General features: G+C 74.3%; 11 protein-coding genes. 4 read left to right on the top strand and 7 right to left on the bottom strand.

Annotated elements, in window-relative coordinates; all coding sequences use genetic code 11:
* Positions 1-375: hypothetical protein (locus ACFP3V_RS07655; protein WP_380581150.1), on the top strand; the 375-nt coding region annotated here is incomplete at its 5' end.
* A 286-nt stretch (positions 376-661) separates the two neighbouring features.
* Here ACFP3V_RS07655 and ACFP3V_RS07650 read toward each other — a convergent pair.
* The 3 genes from ACFP3V_RS07650 to xylB all read right to left on the bottom strand — a co-directional run bounded on the left by ACFP3V_RS07650 (position 662) and on the right by xylB (position 5,159).
* On the bottom strand, positions 662-2,191 hold the full coding sequence (locus tag ACFP3V_RS07650) for a helix-turn-helix domain-containing protein (protein ID WP_380581148.1): 1,530 nt from the start codon (positions 2,189-2,191) through the stop codon (positions 662-664).
* 65 nt (positions 2,192-2,256) lie between these two features.
* Entirely contained in the window at positions 2,257-3,402 is a 1,146-nt protein-coding gene (locus ACFP3V_RS07645) for an ROK family protein (protein WP_380581245.1), read from the bottom strand.
* A 338-nt stretch (positions 3,403-3,740) separates the two neighbouring features.
* A complete protein-coding gene (xylB, locus tag ACFP3V_RS07640; protein WP_380581146.1) occupies positions 3,741-5,159 on the bottom strand; it encodes a xylulokinase in 1,419 nt (472 codons plus the stop codon).
* 147 nt (positions 5,160-5,306) lie between these two features.
* Here xylB and xylA point away from each other — a divergent pair, with 147 nt between their 5' ends.
* Together xylA and ACFP3V_RS07630 are read left to right on the top strand one after the other, a co-directional pair.
* Positions 5,307-6,464, top strand: coding sequence for a xylose isomerase (xylA, locus tag ACFP3V_RS07635; RefSeq protein ID WP_380581243.1), 1,158 nt, complete (start codon positions 5,307-5,309; stop codon positions 6,462-6,464).
* Positions 6,465-6,558: 94 nt separating this feature from the next.
* Positions 6,559-7,785, top strand: coding sequence for an FAD-binding protein (locus ACFP3V_RS07630; protein WP_380581144.1), 1,227 nt, complete (start codon positions 6,559-6,561; stop codon positions 7,783-7,785).
* A 42-nt stretch (positions 7,786-7,827) separates the two neighbouring features.
* Here the strand turns inward: ACFP3V_RS07630 and ACFP3V_RS07625 are convergent, their stop codons facing one another.
* Positions 7,828-8,952 carry a sensor histidine kinase gene (locus ACFP3V_RS07625; protein ID WP_380581142.1) on the bottom strand — a complete coding sequence of 375 codons (1,125 nt, stop codon included), beginning with the start codon at positions 8,950-8,952 and terminating at the stop codon, positions 7,828-7,830.
* Positions 8,945-9,646: a response regulator transcription factor gene (locus ACFP3V_RS07620; RefSeq protein ID WP_380581140.1), complete on the bottom strand. Its 702-nt coding sequence runs from the start codon at positions 9,644-9,646 to the stop codon at positions 8,945-8,947. The genes ACFP3V_RS07625 and ACFP3V_RS07620 overlap by 8 nt, the downstream gene beginning before the upstream one ends.
* 87 nt (positions 9,647-9,733) lie before the next feature.
* Between ACFP3V_RS07620 and ACFP3V_RS07615 the strand changes: the two genes are divergently transcribed.
* A complete protein-coding gene (locus ACFP3V_RS07615) occupies positions 9,734-10,807 on the top strand; it encodes an endonuclease/exonuclease/phosphatase family protein (protein ID WP_380581138.1) in 1,074 nt (357 codons plus the stop codon).
* Positions 10,808-10,840: 33 nt separating this feature from the next.
* Here the strand turns inward: ACFP3V_RS07615 and ACFP3V_RS07610 are convergent, their stop codons facing one another.
* Together ACFP3V_RS07610 and ACFP3V_RS07605 are read right to left on the bottom strand one after the other, a co-directional pair.
* On the bottom strand, positions 10,841-11,449 hold the full coding sequence (locus ACFP3V_RS07610; RefSeq protein WP_380581136.1) for a response regulator: 609 nt from the start codon (positions 11,447-11,449) through the stop codon (positions 10,841-10,843).
* The gene (locus tag ACFP3V_RS07605; protein ID WP_380581134.1) at positions 11,446-12,588 is read right to left on the bottom strand and encodes a sensor histidine kinase; all 1,143 of its coding nucleotides are present in this window, start codon (positions 12,586-12,588) and stop codon (positions 11,446-11,448) included. Before ACFP3V_RS07605 ends, ACFP3V_RS07610 begins: the two co-directional genes overlap by 4 nt.
* Between the last annotated feature and the right edge of the window lie 37 nt (positions 12,589-12,625).

Here is a 12,625-nt window from a genome sequence, read left to right as displayed (position 1 = left end):
TGGGCGCCCGGCGACGGCGTCGCCCTGCCGCCTGCGCCGGCGCGGGTGACCGCCGGACGAGCGGACGCGTACTGGCGCGGGAGCGACGACGGCGGCACCGGCTTCCTGACCGTCCTGGTGCAGAGCGACAACGAGGGCCCGGTCGAGATCGACCTGCGAGGCGGCCGCCGGGTGGCCGTCACGGCCGCCCGGGGCGGCGCGGCCCTGCTCCGCCTGGTGGACGGGGAGTTGGACGACTTCCTGGTCCTCGGCGGCAACGAGTTCCTCGACTCGCTGACGACGCCGTCGCTGCGGGTCGCCGACCGGACCTGGACCGCGCCGGGCCCCGGTGACCACGCCCGCATCGCGGGCGTGACCCGCAGCTTCGATCTCTGACAGCGGCCCGGCAGCCCCGTCAGGGGCGCGAGGAACTGCGCGAGCAACCAACCTCCCGGGGAGGTCCGTCCCGCACACGAGGCCGGACCTCCCCGAGTGGTGGGCCGGTCGCGCAGTTCCTCGCGCCCCTGGGTGGGTGCCGGGTTGCCCTCGCGGAGTGTCCCCGCACCCCTGGGCGGGTGCCGGATCGCCCTCGCGGAGTGTCCCCGCGCCCCTGGGCGGGTGCCGGATCGCCCTCGCGAAGTGTCCCCGCGCCCCCGGGTAGGTGGGGCTGACCGTGGCGGCGTCAGATGTCGCGGAAGGTTTCGATCCTCGCGCCCACGGAGTTGAGCCGTTCCGCCAGGTCCTCGTAACCCCGGTTGATGACATAGACGTTGCGCAGCACCGACGTGCCCTCCGCGGCCAGCATGGCCAGCAGGATGACCACCGCGGGGCGCAGCGCGGGCGGGCACACCAGCTCGTTGCGGCGCCACCGCACCGGGCCCTGGACCAGAACCCGGTGCGGGTCCAGCAGTTTGACGTCCGCGCCGAGCCGGGTCAGCTCCGTGAGGTAGATGGCCCGGTTCTCGTAGACCCAGTCGTGGATCAGCGTCGTCCCGTTCGCCGCCGCGCCGATCACGGCGAAGAAGGGCACGTTGTCGATGTTGATGCCGGGGAACGGCATCGGGTGGATCTTGTCCGTGGGAGCGGTGAGCTTGGACGGGTGCACCGTCAGGTCGGTCAGCCGGGTCCGCCCGTTCCTGGAGGTGTACTCGGGCGTGCTCTCGTACTCGAGGCCCATCTCCTCCAGCACGGCGAGCTCGATCTCCAGGAACTCCACCGGCACCCGACGGATCGTCAGGTCGGAGCCGGTCACCACCGCCGCCGCCAGCAGGCTCATCGCCTCGACCGGGTCCTCCGCCGGGGCGTAGTCCACGTCGCAGTCGATGTCCGCCTTGCCGTGCACGACCAGCGTCGTCGTGCCGATGCCCTCGATCCGCACGCCCAGCAACTCCAGGAAGAAGCACAGGTCCTGGACCATGTAGTTCGGGCTGGCGTTGCGGATCACCGTGGTCCCGGGGTTGCGGGCCGCCGCCAGCAGCGCGTTCTCGGTGACGGTGTCGCCCCGCTCGGTCAGCACGATGGGCCGCTGCGGGCTGACGCTCGCCTCCACGCTCGCGTGGTAGCTGCCGTCGGTGGCGGTGACGTGCAGTCCGAACGCGCGCAGCGCGCTCAGGTGGGGGGCCACCGAGCGGGTGCCCAAGTCGCAGCCGCCCGCGTAGGGGATGCGGAAGCGGTCGGACAGGTGCAGCAGCGGCCCGAGCAGCATGAGTACGCTGCGGGTCCGGCGGGCCGCGTCGGCGTCCATGTCGTCGAGCGAGAGCCGTGCGGGCGGGGTGAGTTCGAGGTCCGCGCCGTCGTTGATCCAGCGCGAGCGGACGCCGATGCTGCCCAGCACCTCCAGGATCCGGTAGACCTCCTCGATCCTGGCGACGCCGCGCAGCGTCGTCCGACCCGTCGTCAGCAATGAGGCGCACAGCAGCGCGACGCAGGCGTTCTTGCTGGTGCGCACGTCGATCGCGCCGGACAGCCGGCGGCCGCCCTCGACGCGCAGGTGCATGGGGCCGGCGTAGCCGAGCGAGACGATCTCGCTGTCGAGCGCGCCGCCGATACGGGCGACCATCTCAAGGCTGAGATTCTGCTGGCCGCTCTCCATTCGGTTGACCGCGCTCTGGCTGGTCCCCAGTGCCTCGGCGAGCTGACTCTGCGTCAAACCCCGGTGCAGGCGGGCGGTACGGATGAGCTTGCCGATACGGGCGAGGTAAGTGTCCGTCACATGCGTCACACTATCTCGTCCATGCGATAGCGCCCTGTCGGGGCACCCCTACGGAGTACGGGCGCTCAGCCCAGTACACCGATCGGGTCGGCCAGGATCCGACGGACGGTCAGACGCGCCGCGCCGAGCAGCGGTCCACGTCGGCCCAGCGCGGACGCCGTCAGCGCGTCGGCGCTCCAGGGCCGGACGGCGACCCGGGCGGTGAGCTCGGCGCGCATGGCCGGCAGCAGCCAGGGCGCGAGCTCGGCGTAGGCGCCGCCGAGGACGAGGGCCTGCGGGTCGACGAGGTGGACGGCCCCCGTGAGCGCGATGCCCAGTGCCTCCCCGGCCGTGCGGAGCGCCTCCAGCGCGCGCGGCTCGGACCGCTCGGCGCGTTCGAGGAGCTGGGGGACGCCGTCGCGGCCGTCCGTCTCGATCCCGGCCGCGCGCAGCACCGCGGCTTCGCCCGCGTACTGCTCCAGGCAGCCCCGGGCGCCGCAGGCGCAGTGGGGTCCGTCGGGGCGGACCGGGACGTGGCCGAGCTCACCGGCCCAGCCGCGGGCGCCGCGGAACAGCCGCCCGTCGATGACCAGCGCGGCACCGATGCCCGCCTCGGCGGAGACGTGCACGAAGTCCCGGGCCTCGGGGTTCTCCCACAGTTCGGCGAGGGCTCCGAGGTTGGCCTCGTTCTCCAGGGACAGCGCCGGGGTTCCCGGCGGCGCGCTGCGGGCCCAGAGTTCGGCCAGGTCCACGTCGTGCCAGCCGAGGTTGGGCGCGTGCGCCACGGTGCCGGGGGCGTCGGCGAGCAGACCGGGCACGGCCAGGACCGCGCCCACGGGCCGCAGGCCGTCGGCCGAGGTGGCGCCGACGAGCTCGGCGAGATCGGCCAACACCCGTTCCGGGGACCGGTGTTGGTTGTCCGCCTCCACCTGCCTCCAGGCCCGCACCTCGCCGCGGAGGTCCACCAGGCAGACGCCGAGGTGCCCCACCCCGACCTCCAGCCCGAGCCCGGCGGGGCCGTGGTCGCTGACGACGAGCCCGCGGCCGGGACGCCCGACGCGGCCGCTGGGGGTGGCCTCGTGCTCCTCGATCAGGCCGTTGGCCTGCAGCTCGTCCACGAGGCTGGACACGGCGGCCCTGGTCAGCCCGGTGCGGGCGGCCACGTCCGCTCGCGACAGGGGACCCTGCGCGCCGACGGTGCCCAGCACGAGGGACAGGTTCTGCCGCCGCATCCCCTGCTGGGACGCCGGCCGCGCCGGCAACGTGTCACGCACGGTCGGATTCTTCCTTCCGGAGGATGCCTCTGAACTGTCGCAGCAGGTTACCCGCCCCCTGCCCCGGCACCGGCCGCTGCCCCCACCGGACGCCCGCGGCACGGCACGCCACCTACCCGGCAACCCCTCAGGGGCGCGAGGAACTGCACGAGCAACACACCCCCCCACGGGGGTTCGTCCGCAGATGGGGCCGGACCTCCCCGAGTGGTGTGTTGCTCGCGCAGTTCCTCGCGCCCCCCACGGGGCTGCCCGGTTGCTCCTGTCCGGCGCACTCGCGCCCCTGACCGGCTGCCTGGTTACCGGCCCAGCAAAGGTGCCGCTTGACGCAGCGTCAGCGCCAGCCGGTCCAGGGTCTCCGTGTCGCGGGGCAGGGGGTCGAGGACCGGGCCGGAGGCCGTGCCCCAGCGGCGCGCGACCTGGTCAGGGGCTTCCCCGGTCAGCAGCGAAGCGGCCTGCGCCGCCGCCCCCAGCGCCACCAGCTCCTGCGCCCGCGGCACCTGCACCGGCCGCCCGGAGAGCCGGCGCACCGTCTGCTGCCAGGCGTTGCCGCGTGCGCCACCGCCGATGAGCAGCAGGGGCTGTCCGTCGTCCGCGGGCTCCCCGCCCGCCCGCAGGACGTCGTCCAGCGCGGCGAGGAGCGAGTACGCCGCGCCGTCGTACGCCGCCTGCAGCAGCTGCCCGGCGGTGGTGTCGTGGCGCACGCCGTGGAAGAGCCCGGCCGCGTACGGGAGGTTGGGCGTCCGCTCGCCGTCCAGGTAGGGGAGGACGACCGCCGAGCCGCCCGGCTCGACGTCCTCGCGGTCCCGTCCGAGCAGCGCCGCCACCCGGTCCACCGCCAGCGTGCAGTTGAGCGTGCAGGCGAGTGGCAGCCAGCCGCCGAGCGCGTCCGCGAAGCCGGCCACCGTCCCGCTCGGGTCCTGCGGACGGCCCCGGGTCACCGCGTACACGGTCCCGGAGGTGCCCAGGCTGAGCACCGGGGTGCCGGGGGCCAGGCCGAGGCCCAGCGCGGCGGCCATGTTGTCGCCCGTGCCCGGGGCGACCAGCGCGCCCTCGCGCAGCGGGCCGCCCGCGCGCACCTTGCCCGCGGCCTCGCCCGGGGCGAGCACCCGCGGCAGTTGACGCTCGGTCAGCCCGAGCGCGGCCAGGATCTCGGGGTCATAGCCCTCCCCCGTCCACCACGCCGTGCCGGAGGCGTCACCGCGGTCGGTGGTGCCCTCGCCGGTCAGGCGCTCCGTCAGGAAGTCGTGCGGCAGGCGGACCTGCGCGGTGGCCGCGGCCGCCTCCGGCTCGTTCTCGCGGAGCCAGGCCCACTTGGCGGCGGTGAAGGAGGCGCCGGGCACGCTGCCGACCCGCTCCGCCCACCACTGCGCGCCGCGCTCCTCGACGAGCCGCGCGGCCTGCGGGGCCGAGCGGACGTCGTTCCAGAGCAGCGCGGGCCGCACCGGCGCGCCGTCCGCGTCCAGGGTGACCAGGCCGTGCTGCTGGCCGCCCACCGAGACGGCCTCGGCCCGGTCCGCCCAGCCGGTCGCGGCGACGGCCTCGGCGAACGCGGACCACCACTGCCGCGGGTCGCTCTCGCGCGCCCCGCCGGTGCCGCTGACCGTGTGCCCGGCCCGGCCCTGGCCCACTACCTCGCCCGTCTCCACGTCGACGGCGAGTGCCTTGGCGGACTGCGTCGAACTGTCGACGCCGATCACGACTCGCTGCGCGCCCATCCAGGTCTCTCCCTCGTGTCCCTTGTCGTTCTGACCCGCGCATACTAATTTGTTTTCTGGCATTACGAATAGCCCTTGGGGCGCCCCCTCGGGCACCCGCACAGCCCCCGCCACCGTGGCGCACAGAAGGAGAGCCGCATGAGCCGCATGACCCCCACCCCCGAGGACCGTTTCACGTTCGGTCTGTGGACCGTCGGCTGGCAGGGCCGCGACCCCTTCGGCGACGCCACCCGTCCGGCCCTCGACCCGGTCGAGACCGTCAACCGTCTGGCCGAGCTGGGCGCGTACGGCGTGACCTTCCACGACGACGACCTGATCCCCTTCGGGTCCTCCGACAGCGAGCGCGAGGAGCACATCAAGCGCTTCCGCGCCGCCCTGGACGCCACCGGGCTCAAGGTCCCGATGGCCACCACCAACCTGTTCACCCACCCGGTCTTCAAGGACGGCGCCTTCACCGCCAACGACCGGGACGTGCGCCGCTACGCGCTGCGCAAGACCATCCGCAACATCGACCTGGCCGCCGAGCTGGGCGCCACCACCTACGTCGCCTGGGGCGGCCGCGAGGGCGCCGAGTCGGGCGCGGCCAAGGACGTCCGGGTGGCGCTGGACCGGCTGAAGGAGGCCTTCGACCTGCTCGGCCAGTACGTCACCGAGCAGGGCTACGACCTGCGCTTCGCGATCGAGCCCAAGCCGAACGAGCCGCGCGGCGACATCCTGCTGCCGACCGTGGGCCACGCCCTGGCCTTCATCAACGAGCTCGAGTACGCCGACCGCGTCGGCCTCAACCCCGAGGTCGGCCACGAGCAGATGGCCGGGCTCAACTTCCCGCACGGCATCGCGCAGGCCCTGTGGCACGGCAAGCTGTTCCACATCGACCTGAACGGCCAGTCCGGGATCAAGTACGACCAGGACTTCCGCTTCGGCGCGGGCGACCTGCGCCAGGCCTTCTGGCTGGTCGACCTGCTGGAGTCGGCCGGCTACGAGGGTCCGCGCCACTTCGACTTCAAGCCGCCGCGCACCGAGGACTTCGACGGTGTCTGGGCCTCGGCCGCCGGCTGCATGCAGAACTACCTGCTGCTGAAGGAGAAGGCACTGGCCTTCCGCGCCGACCCGGAGGTCCAGGCCGCGCTCGCCGCCTCCCGCCTGGACCAGCTGGCCGCGCGGACCGCGGAGGACGGCCTGGCCGCGCTGCTCGCGGACCGCTCCGCCTTCGAGGACTTCGACGTCGAGGCCGCCGCGCAGCGCGGCATGGCCTTCGAGCAGCTGGACCAGCTGGCGCTGGAGCACCTGCTCGGCGCACGCTGAGCCGCGTCCCGCAGGCTCCCGGCCCGGCGCACCCGCGTGGCGGTGCGCCGGGCCGGACCCCCTTCGAAACCTGACCGACCCTGGGTGTGAACTGATGACGACCACCGGCTCGTTGACCAACTGGGCAGGCAACCTCACCTTCGGCGCCCGTGCCGTCCACCGGCCGCGGGCAGTGGCCGAACTGCAGGAGCTGGTCCGCGGCAGCGACCGGATCCGGGCGCTGGGCAGCGGCCACTCGTTCAGCACCGTCGCCGACACGGACGGCGACCTGGTGCTCCTGGACGGCCTGCCCACCCGCATCGACATCGATGCGGGGGCGCGCACCGTCACCGTCTCCGCCGCCACCCGCTACGCCGAGCTCGCCGTCGCCCTCCAGGCCGCCGGCCTCGCCCTGGGCAACCTGGCCTCCCTCCCCCACATCTCCGTCGCGGGCGCCACGGCCACCGGCACCCACGGCTCGGGCGACGCGAACGCGTCCCTCTCCGCCGCCGTGCGCTCTCTCGAACTGGTCGGCGCCGACGGCGAGTTGCGCGTCCTCGACCACCCCGGCACGGTCGTCCACCTCGGCGCGCTGGGCATCGTCACCGCGCTGACGCTGTCCGTGGTGCCCGCCTTCGACGTGCGGCAGTACGTCCATGTCGGCCTCTCCCTGGGCGACTACGCCGCCCACCTCGACGAGATCCACGCCGCCGGCTACAGCGTCAGCCTGTTCACCGACTGGGGCTCGGACACCGGCCGGGTGTGGGTCAAGCAACTCGACGACGGCAGCCCGGCCGCCGCCGTCCCGGGGGCGCGCCCCGCCGAGGGGCCGGAGCACCCCGTGCCGGGCATGCCCACCGTCAACTGCACCGCGCAGCTGGGCGTTCCGGGCCCCTGGCACGAGCGGCTGCCGCACTTCCGCCCCGAGTTCACCCCGAGCAGCGGCGAGGAGCTCCAGTCCGAGTTCCTGCTCCCGCGCGCGGCGGCCCCGGCGGCCGTCGCCGAACTGCGGGCGCTGGGCGCCCGGTTGGCCCCGGTGCTGCACATCTCCGAGGTGCGCACGGTGGCCGCCGACGACCTGTGGCTCAGCCCCTCGTACGGGCGCGCGTCGGTGGCCTTCCACTTCACCTGGAAGCCCGATCCCACCGCGGTGACCCCCGCACTGGCGGCCGTCGAGCGCGCCCTGCTCCCGCTGGGCGCCCGCCCCCACTGGGGCAAGGTCTCCCTCTCCCCGCAGGGCGCCGCCCACTACGAGCGCCTGGCGGACTTCCTGGCCCTGCGTCAGGAGCTGGACCCCGCAGGCAAGTTCGGCAACGCCTTCACGCGGGCGTTGCCGGCCTGAACGCCCCGCGGACGCCCGGCCGTTGCCCCGGCCGGTGCGCCGTCAGCCACCGGGGTTGTGGTCCACCGGACCTGCGGTGGGGAGCTCGACCGTGACGCGGAGGCCGCCGTCGGGGCGGGGCGTGAGGGTGAGTCGGCCGTCGTGGGCGTCGGTGATGGCGGTGGCGATGGCCAGGCCGAGGCCGACGCCCGGGTGGTCGCCGCGGGTACGTTCGGAGCCGCGTTGGAACGGTTCGGTGAGGGTCGACACCCGCTGGGGGGTGAGCTGTTCGCCCGTGTTCTCCACCGTGAGCAGCGCCGCCCCGGACCGGACCGCGGTGGTGACCCGGACCGCGCCGCCGGTCGGCAGGTTGTGCACGACGGCGTTGTGCACGAGGTTCGTGGTCAGCTGCAGCAGCAGCGCGGGGGACCCGAGCGCGGGTGTGAAGTCGCCGGACGTCTCGACGGTGACGCCGTGCTTCTCCGCGAGCGGGAGCAGCGTCTCGGTGGCCTCCTCCGCCAGCAGGGAAAGGTCGACGCGCTCGCGGGCGAAGGACCGCTGTTCGGCGCGGGTGAGCAGGAGCAGTGCCTCGGTGAGGTCGATGGCCCGGGCGTTGACGGTGTGGAGGCGTTCGAGGATCTCGCCGGTGTCCTGGTCGGGATCGGTGCGGGCCACGTCGAGCAGCGCCTTCGAGATGGCCAGCGGGGTGCGCAGTTCGTGCGAGGCGTTGGCGGCGAACCTGCGCTGGTCGGCGACATGGGCTTCCAGTCGGCCGAGCATCGCGTCGAAGGCGTCGGCGAGCTCGCGGAACTCGTCCTGGCGGCCCGGCAGTCGGATGCGGTGGGACAGCGAGCCGGCCGAGGCGAGGCGGGTGGCCTCGGTGATCCGGGTCAGCGGTGCGAGCATCCGGCCCGCGAGGAGCCACCCGCCCCCGAGGCCGAGCACCAGCAGGAACCCGAGGACCGCGGCCGCCCTCGGGGCGAACACGCGCAGCAGGTTGGACCGGACGGGGAACACCCCGTGGGTGAGGGTGCTGGTGCCGTCGGGGACGATCAGCGCCCGCTCGGGGACGTAACGCAGCAGGAACAGCCATACGGCGGCCAGCAGCAGGACGCCGGCCAGCATCAGGAATCCGGCGTAGCTGAGCGTGAGCCTGAGCCGCACGCTCGGCCCGGGGGTCCTATCCACGCCCGCCTCCCTCGTCATCAGTCGTCGACGCCGGCTGGGCGTCGATGCGGTAGCCGACACCCGGCACGGTCGCGATGATCCAGGGCTCACCGAGGCGCTTGCGCAGCGCCGAGACGGTGATCCGCACCGCGTTGGTGAACGGGTCGGCGTTCGCGTCCCAGGCGCGCTCCAGGAGTTCCTCGGCACTGACGACGCCGCCCTCGGCGGCCACGAGGACCTCCAGCACCGCGAACTGCTTGCGCGTCAGCGCCACATAGCGGCCGTCCCGGTAGACCTCCCGGCGGAACGGGTCCAGGCGCAGCCCCGCCAACTCGCGCACCGGCGGCCTACTGTGGGCGCGCCTGCGGTCCAGGGCGCGCAGCCGCAGCGCGAGCTCCCGCAGCTCGAAGGGCTTGGTGAGGTAGTCGTCCGCGCCCAGCGCGAATCCGGAGGCCTTGTCGTCGAGCCGGTCGGCCGCGGTCAGCATCAGGATCGGCATGCCGGTGCCGGAGGCGACGATGCGGGCGGCGATCTCGTCGCCCGAGGGCCCGGGGACGTCGCGGTCGAGGACGGCGATGTCGTAGGCGTTGACGTCCAGCAGTTGCAGCGCGGTGTCGCCGTCGCCGGCGATGTCGGCCGCGATGGCTTCCAGGCGCAGGCCGTCGCGGATGGCCTCCGCCAGGTAGGGCTCGTCCTCGACGATCAGCACGCGCATGCGGTCCACGCTACGAGCTGCGGCGTATCGCGGGCATATCGGGATTCGCATACGCCCCCGCGACATCCGGGCGTCTTGACTTGCGGCATGGCTCAGACCCGCTCCTCCGCACCGACCACGCACTGCCCGGACGCCGACCGAGGTGACCGTCTCCCCGCACTCCGTCGGAGGGTGACCGGCGCGTTGTCACGGCCCGAGGCGTGGCAGCGGGGGCGGGTGCTCGCCGTACTGGCGCTGCTGCTCGGGCTGCTGCTGATGCTGCACGCGGAGATCCCGAACGGGCTCGGCAGCGTCGGCAGCCTGGTGGAGACCTTCCTGCCGTGGTTCGGCCTGTTCGTCCCGGTGCTGCTGGCCGGCGCGCTGTGGCGGCGGTCGGCGTCCGCCGTGGTGGCGCTGCTGCTGCCGGTGACCGTGTGGCTGGGCCTCTTCGGCGGGCTGCTCCTCGACAAGTCCCACCCGGGCGGGGACCTCACCCTGGTCAGCCACAACGTGAGCGCCGGCAACGCCGACCCGGTCGGCACCGCCCGGGACCTGGCCGCCTCGGGGGCCGACGTGCTGGCGCTCGAGGAGCTGACGCCACAGGCCGCCGCCACCTACGCGAAGCAACTGGCGTCGGCGTATCCGTTCCACGTCGTGGCGGGAACCGTCGGCCTGTGGAGCCGGCTGCCGCTGTCGGACGTCCGGCCGGTCGACACCGGGATGGACTACGGGCCGCTGGGCGCGACCAAGCCGGCCGCCGTCAAGCTCTCCTACAACCGGGCGCTGCGGGCCACGGTGACCACGCCCCACGGGCCGCTGGCGGTCTACGTGGCGCACCTCGGCTCCGTCCGGGTGACGCCCCGCACCGGCTTCTGGACGGTCTTCCGGGACCGGAACGCGCAGGCCCTCGCGAAGGCCGTCGCCGCCGATCCAAGCAAGCGGGTGGTGCTGCTCGGCGACCTGAACGGCACCACGGACGACCGCGCCTTCCACGCCCTCACCTCACAGCTGCGCTCCGCCCAGGAACTGGCCGGCGACGGTTTCGGCTTCAGCTGGCCGGCGGCGTTCCCGGTGGTGCGGATCGACCAGATCCTGGTCCGCGGCGTGACGCCGCAGCGCTCGTGGGTGCTCCCGGCCACCGGCAGCGACCACCTGCCGGTCGCGGCCTCGATCAGCTGGTGACCGGTCCGCCGGGTATCGGGTTCTGACGCGCTGTCAGAGCCAGCCGCGTTCGTCGGCCGCCCGCAGGGCCTCGATGCGGTTGCGGGTCCCGGTCTTGGCGATCGCGGACGAGAGGTAGTTGCGGACCGTCCCCTCCGACAGGAACAGTGCCCCGGCGATCTCGGCCACCGACGCCCCCGAGCGCGAGGCGTTGAGCACGTCGCGCTCGCGGCCGGTCAGCGGCGAGTCGCCCGCCGCGAGCGTGGCGGCGGCCAACTCCGGGTCCACGACGCGCTGTCCCGCCATCACCCGCCGCACCGCGTCCGCCAGCGCCTCCGGCGGCGCGTCCTTGACCACGAAGCCGACCGCCCCCGCCTCCATCGCGCGGCGCAGGTAGCCGGCGCGGCCGAAGGTGGTGAGGATGACGACCTTGCACGAGGGGAGTCGGGCGGCGAGGACGCCCGCCGCGGCGATGCCGTCCAGGCCGGGCATCTCGACGTCGAGCAGGGCGACGTCGGGCCGGTGCTCCAGTGCCGCCGCCGCGACCCGGTCGCCGCGGTCCACCGAGGCGACGACCTCGAAGTCCGGCTCCAGGTCCAGCAGGGCGCCGAGGGCCGCGCGGATCAGGTCCTGGTCGTCGGCCAGCAGCAGACGGATCGTCACGCGGCGCTCTCTCCCTGGGAGTCGAGGCGGACGCGCAGGCGCCAGCCCTGGGGCGTGGCCGGACCGGCGTCGAGCGCGCCCCCGGCGGCGGCCACCCGCTCGCGGAGCCCTGCCAGTCCGTTGCCGCCGCCCGTGGCCGGCGGACGGGCGGGCGGTGCGCCGTCGTCGCGGATCTCCAGCAGGCCGGGCTCGACGCGCACGGTGCACCGCGTGGCGCGGGAGTGGCGGACGACGTTGGTGAGGCCCTCGCGCAGCACCCAGCCGAACAGCTCCTGCTGCCGGGAGGGGATGTGGTCGGTGCCGGCGGGCAGTTCGGCCAGGATGCCTGCGGCGCGCAGGAGTTCGCGGCCCCGGGCGAGTTCGGTGGCGAGCGTCACCTCGCGGTAGCCCGAGACGGCGGCCCGCACGTCCGCGAGTGCCCGGCGGCTCAGCGCCTCCACTTCGGTGATCTCGGCGACGGCCCGGACGGGATCGGTGCCGGCGATCCTGCGGGCCAGGCCGCTCTTGACGGTGATGACGGTGAGCGAGTGCCCCAGCAGGTCGTGCAAGTCCCGTGCGATGCGGGCGCGTTCGGCCTGGGACGCCAGGCGTGCCACCTCGGCGCGCGCCTCCAGCAGCGCCCGGTTGGCCGCGGCGGTCTCGGCGAAGGCGCGCACGGTGAGTGCGGTGAACAGGATGGCCGCCGCCTGGTACCAGCCGGCGGAGGTGTGCCACGCGGGCACCGCCCAGGGGACCAGGACCGCGGCCAGGCAGCCCCCGGCGACGGCCGGGGTGGCCAGCCGGGGCACGAAGACAGCCGTGTACGGGACCACGACGGCCGCGAGGAAGAACCCGAACTCGTGGGCGCTGGGCAGCGCGAGCACGGTCAGCAGGGCCATCACGGCGAGCAGCGTCAGGAACGCCGGTCGCGCCCGCCGCTCCAGGGCCACGCCCGCCCCGAGGAAGCAGAGGCAGAACAGGCCGACGACGACCCCGCCGACGACCGCCGCCGGGCCCCGGCTGTACTGGGCGACCCCGGCGGCGGTGAGCGCGGGGTAGACGAACATGCCCGCCGCCAGCAGCAGCCGACGCCAACCGCCTGCCCAGCGCGGCGCGTCGGGGGCGGGCTCGGTGGCCGGGTCTGCGGCTGCGCCGTCCATGGTGGGCATGTTAGTGGCGTGTCCGGACAGGTTCGCC

This window comes from Streptacidiphilus monticola (assembly GCF_042658505.1).
Taxonomy (GTDB): Bacteria; Actinomycetota; Actinomycetes; order Streptomycetales; family Streptomycetaceae; genus Streptacidiphilus; species Streptacidiphilus monticola.
Note: the sequence above shows the minus strand (reverse complement) of the source record. Positions and strands in the feature narration are given on the sequence as shown.

Coding starts and splice junctions, on each gene's coding strand:
- ACFP3V_RS07645 (WP_380581245.1), bottom strand. CDS start 3,402: ATGCGGCGGCAGAACCTGTCCCTCGTGCTGGGCACCGTCGGCGCGCAG.
- xylB (WP_380581146.1), bottom strand. CDS start 5,159: ATGGGCGCGCAGCGAGTCGTGATCGGCGTCGACAGTTCGACGCAGTCC.
- xylA (WP_380581243.1), top strand. CDS start 5,307: ATGACCCCCACCCCCGAGGACCGTTTCACGTTCGGTCTGTGGACCGTC.
- ACFP3V_RS07630 (WP_380581144.1), top strand. CDS start 6,559: ATGACGACCACCGGCTCGTTGACCAACTGGGCAGGCAACCTCACCTTC.
- ACFP3V_RS07620 (WP_380581140.1), bottom strand. CDS start 9,646: ATGCGCGTGCTGATCGTCGAGGACGAGCCCTACCTGGCGGAGGCCATC.
- ACFP3V_RS07615 (WP_380581138.1), top strand. CDS start 9,734: ATGGCTCAGACCCGCTCCTCCGCACCGACCACGCACTGCCCGGACGCC.
- ACFP3V_RS07605 (WP_380581134.1), bottom strand. CDS start 12,588: ATGGACGGCGCAGCCGCAGACCCGGCCACCGAGCCCGCCCCCGACGCG.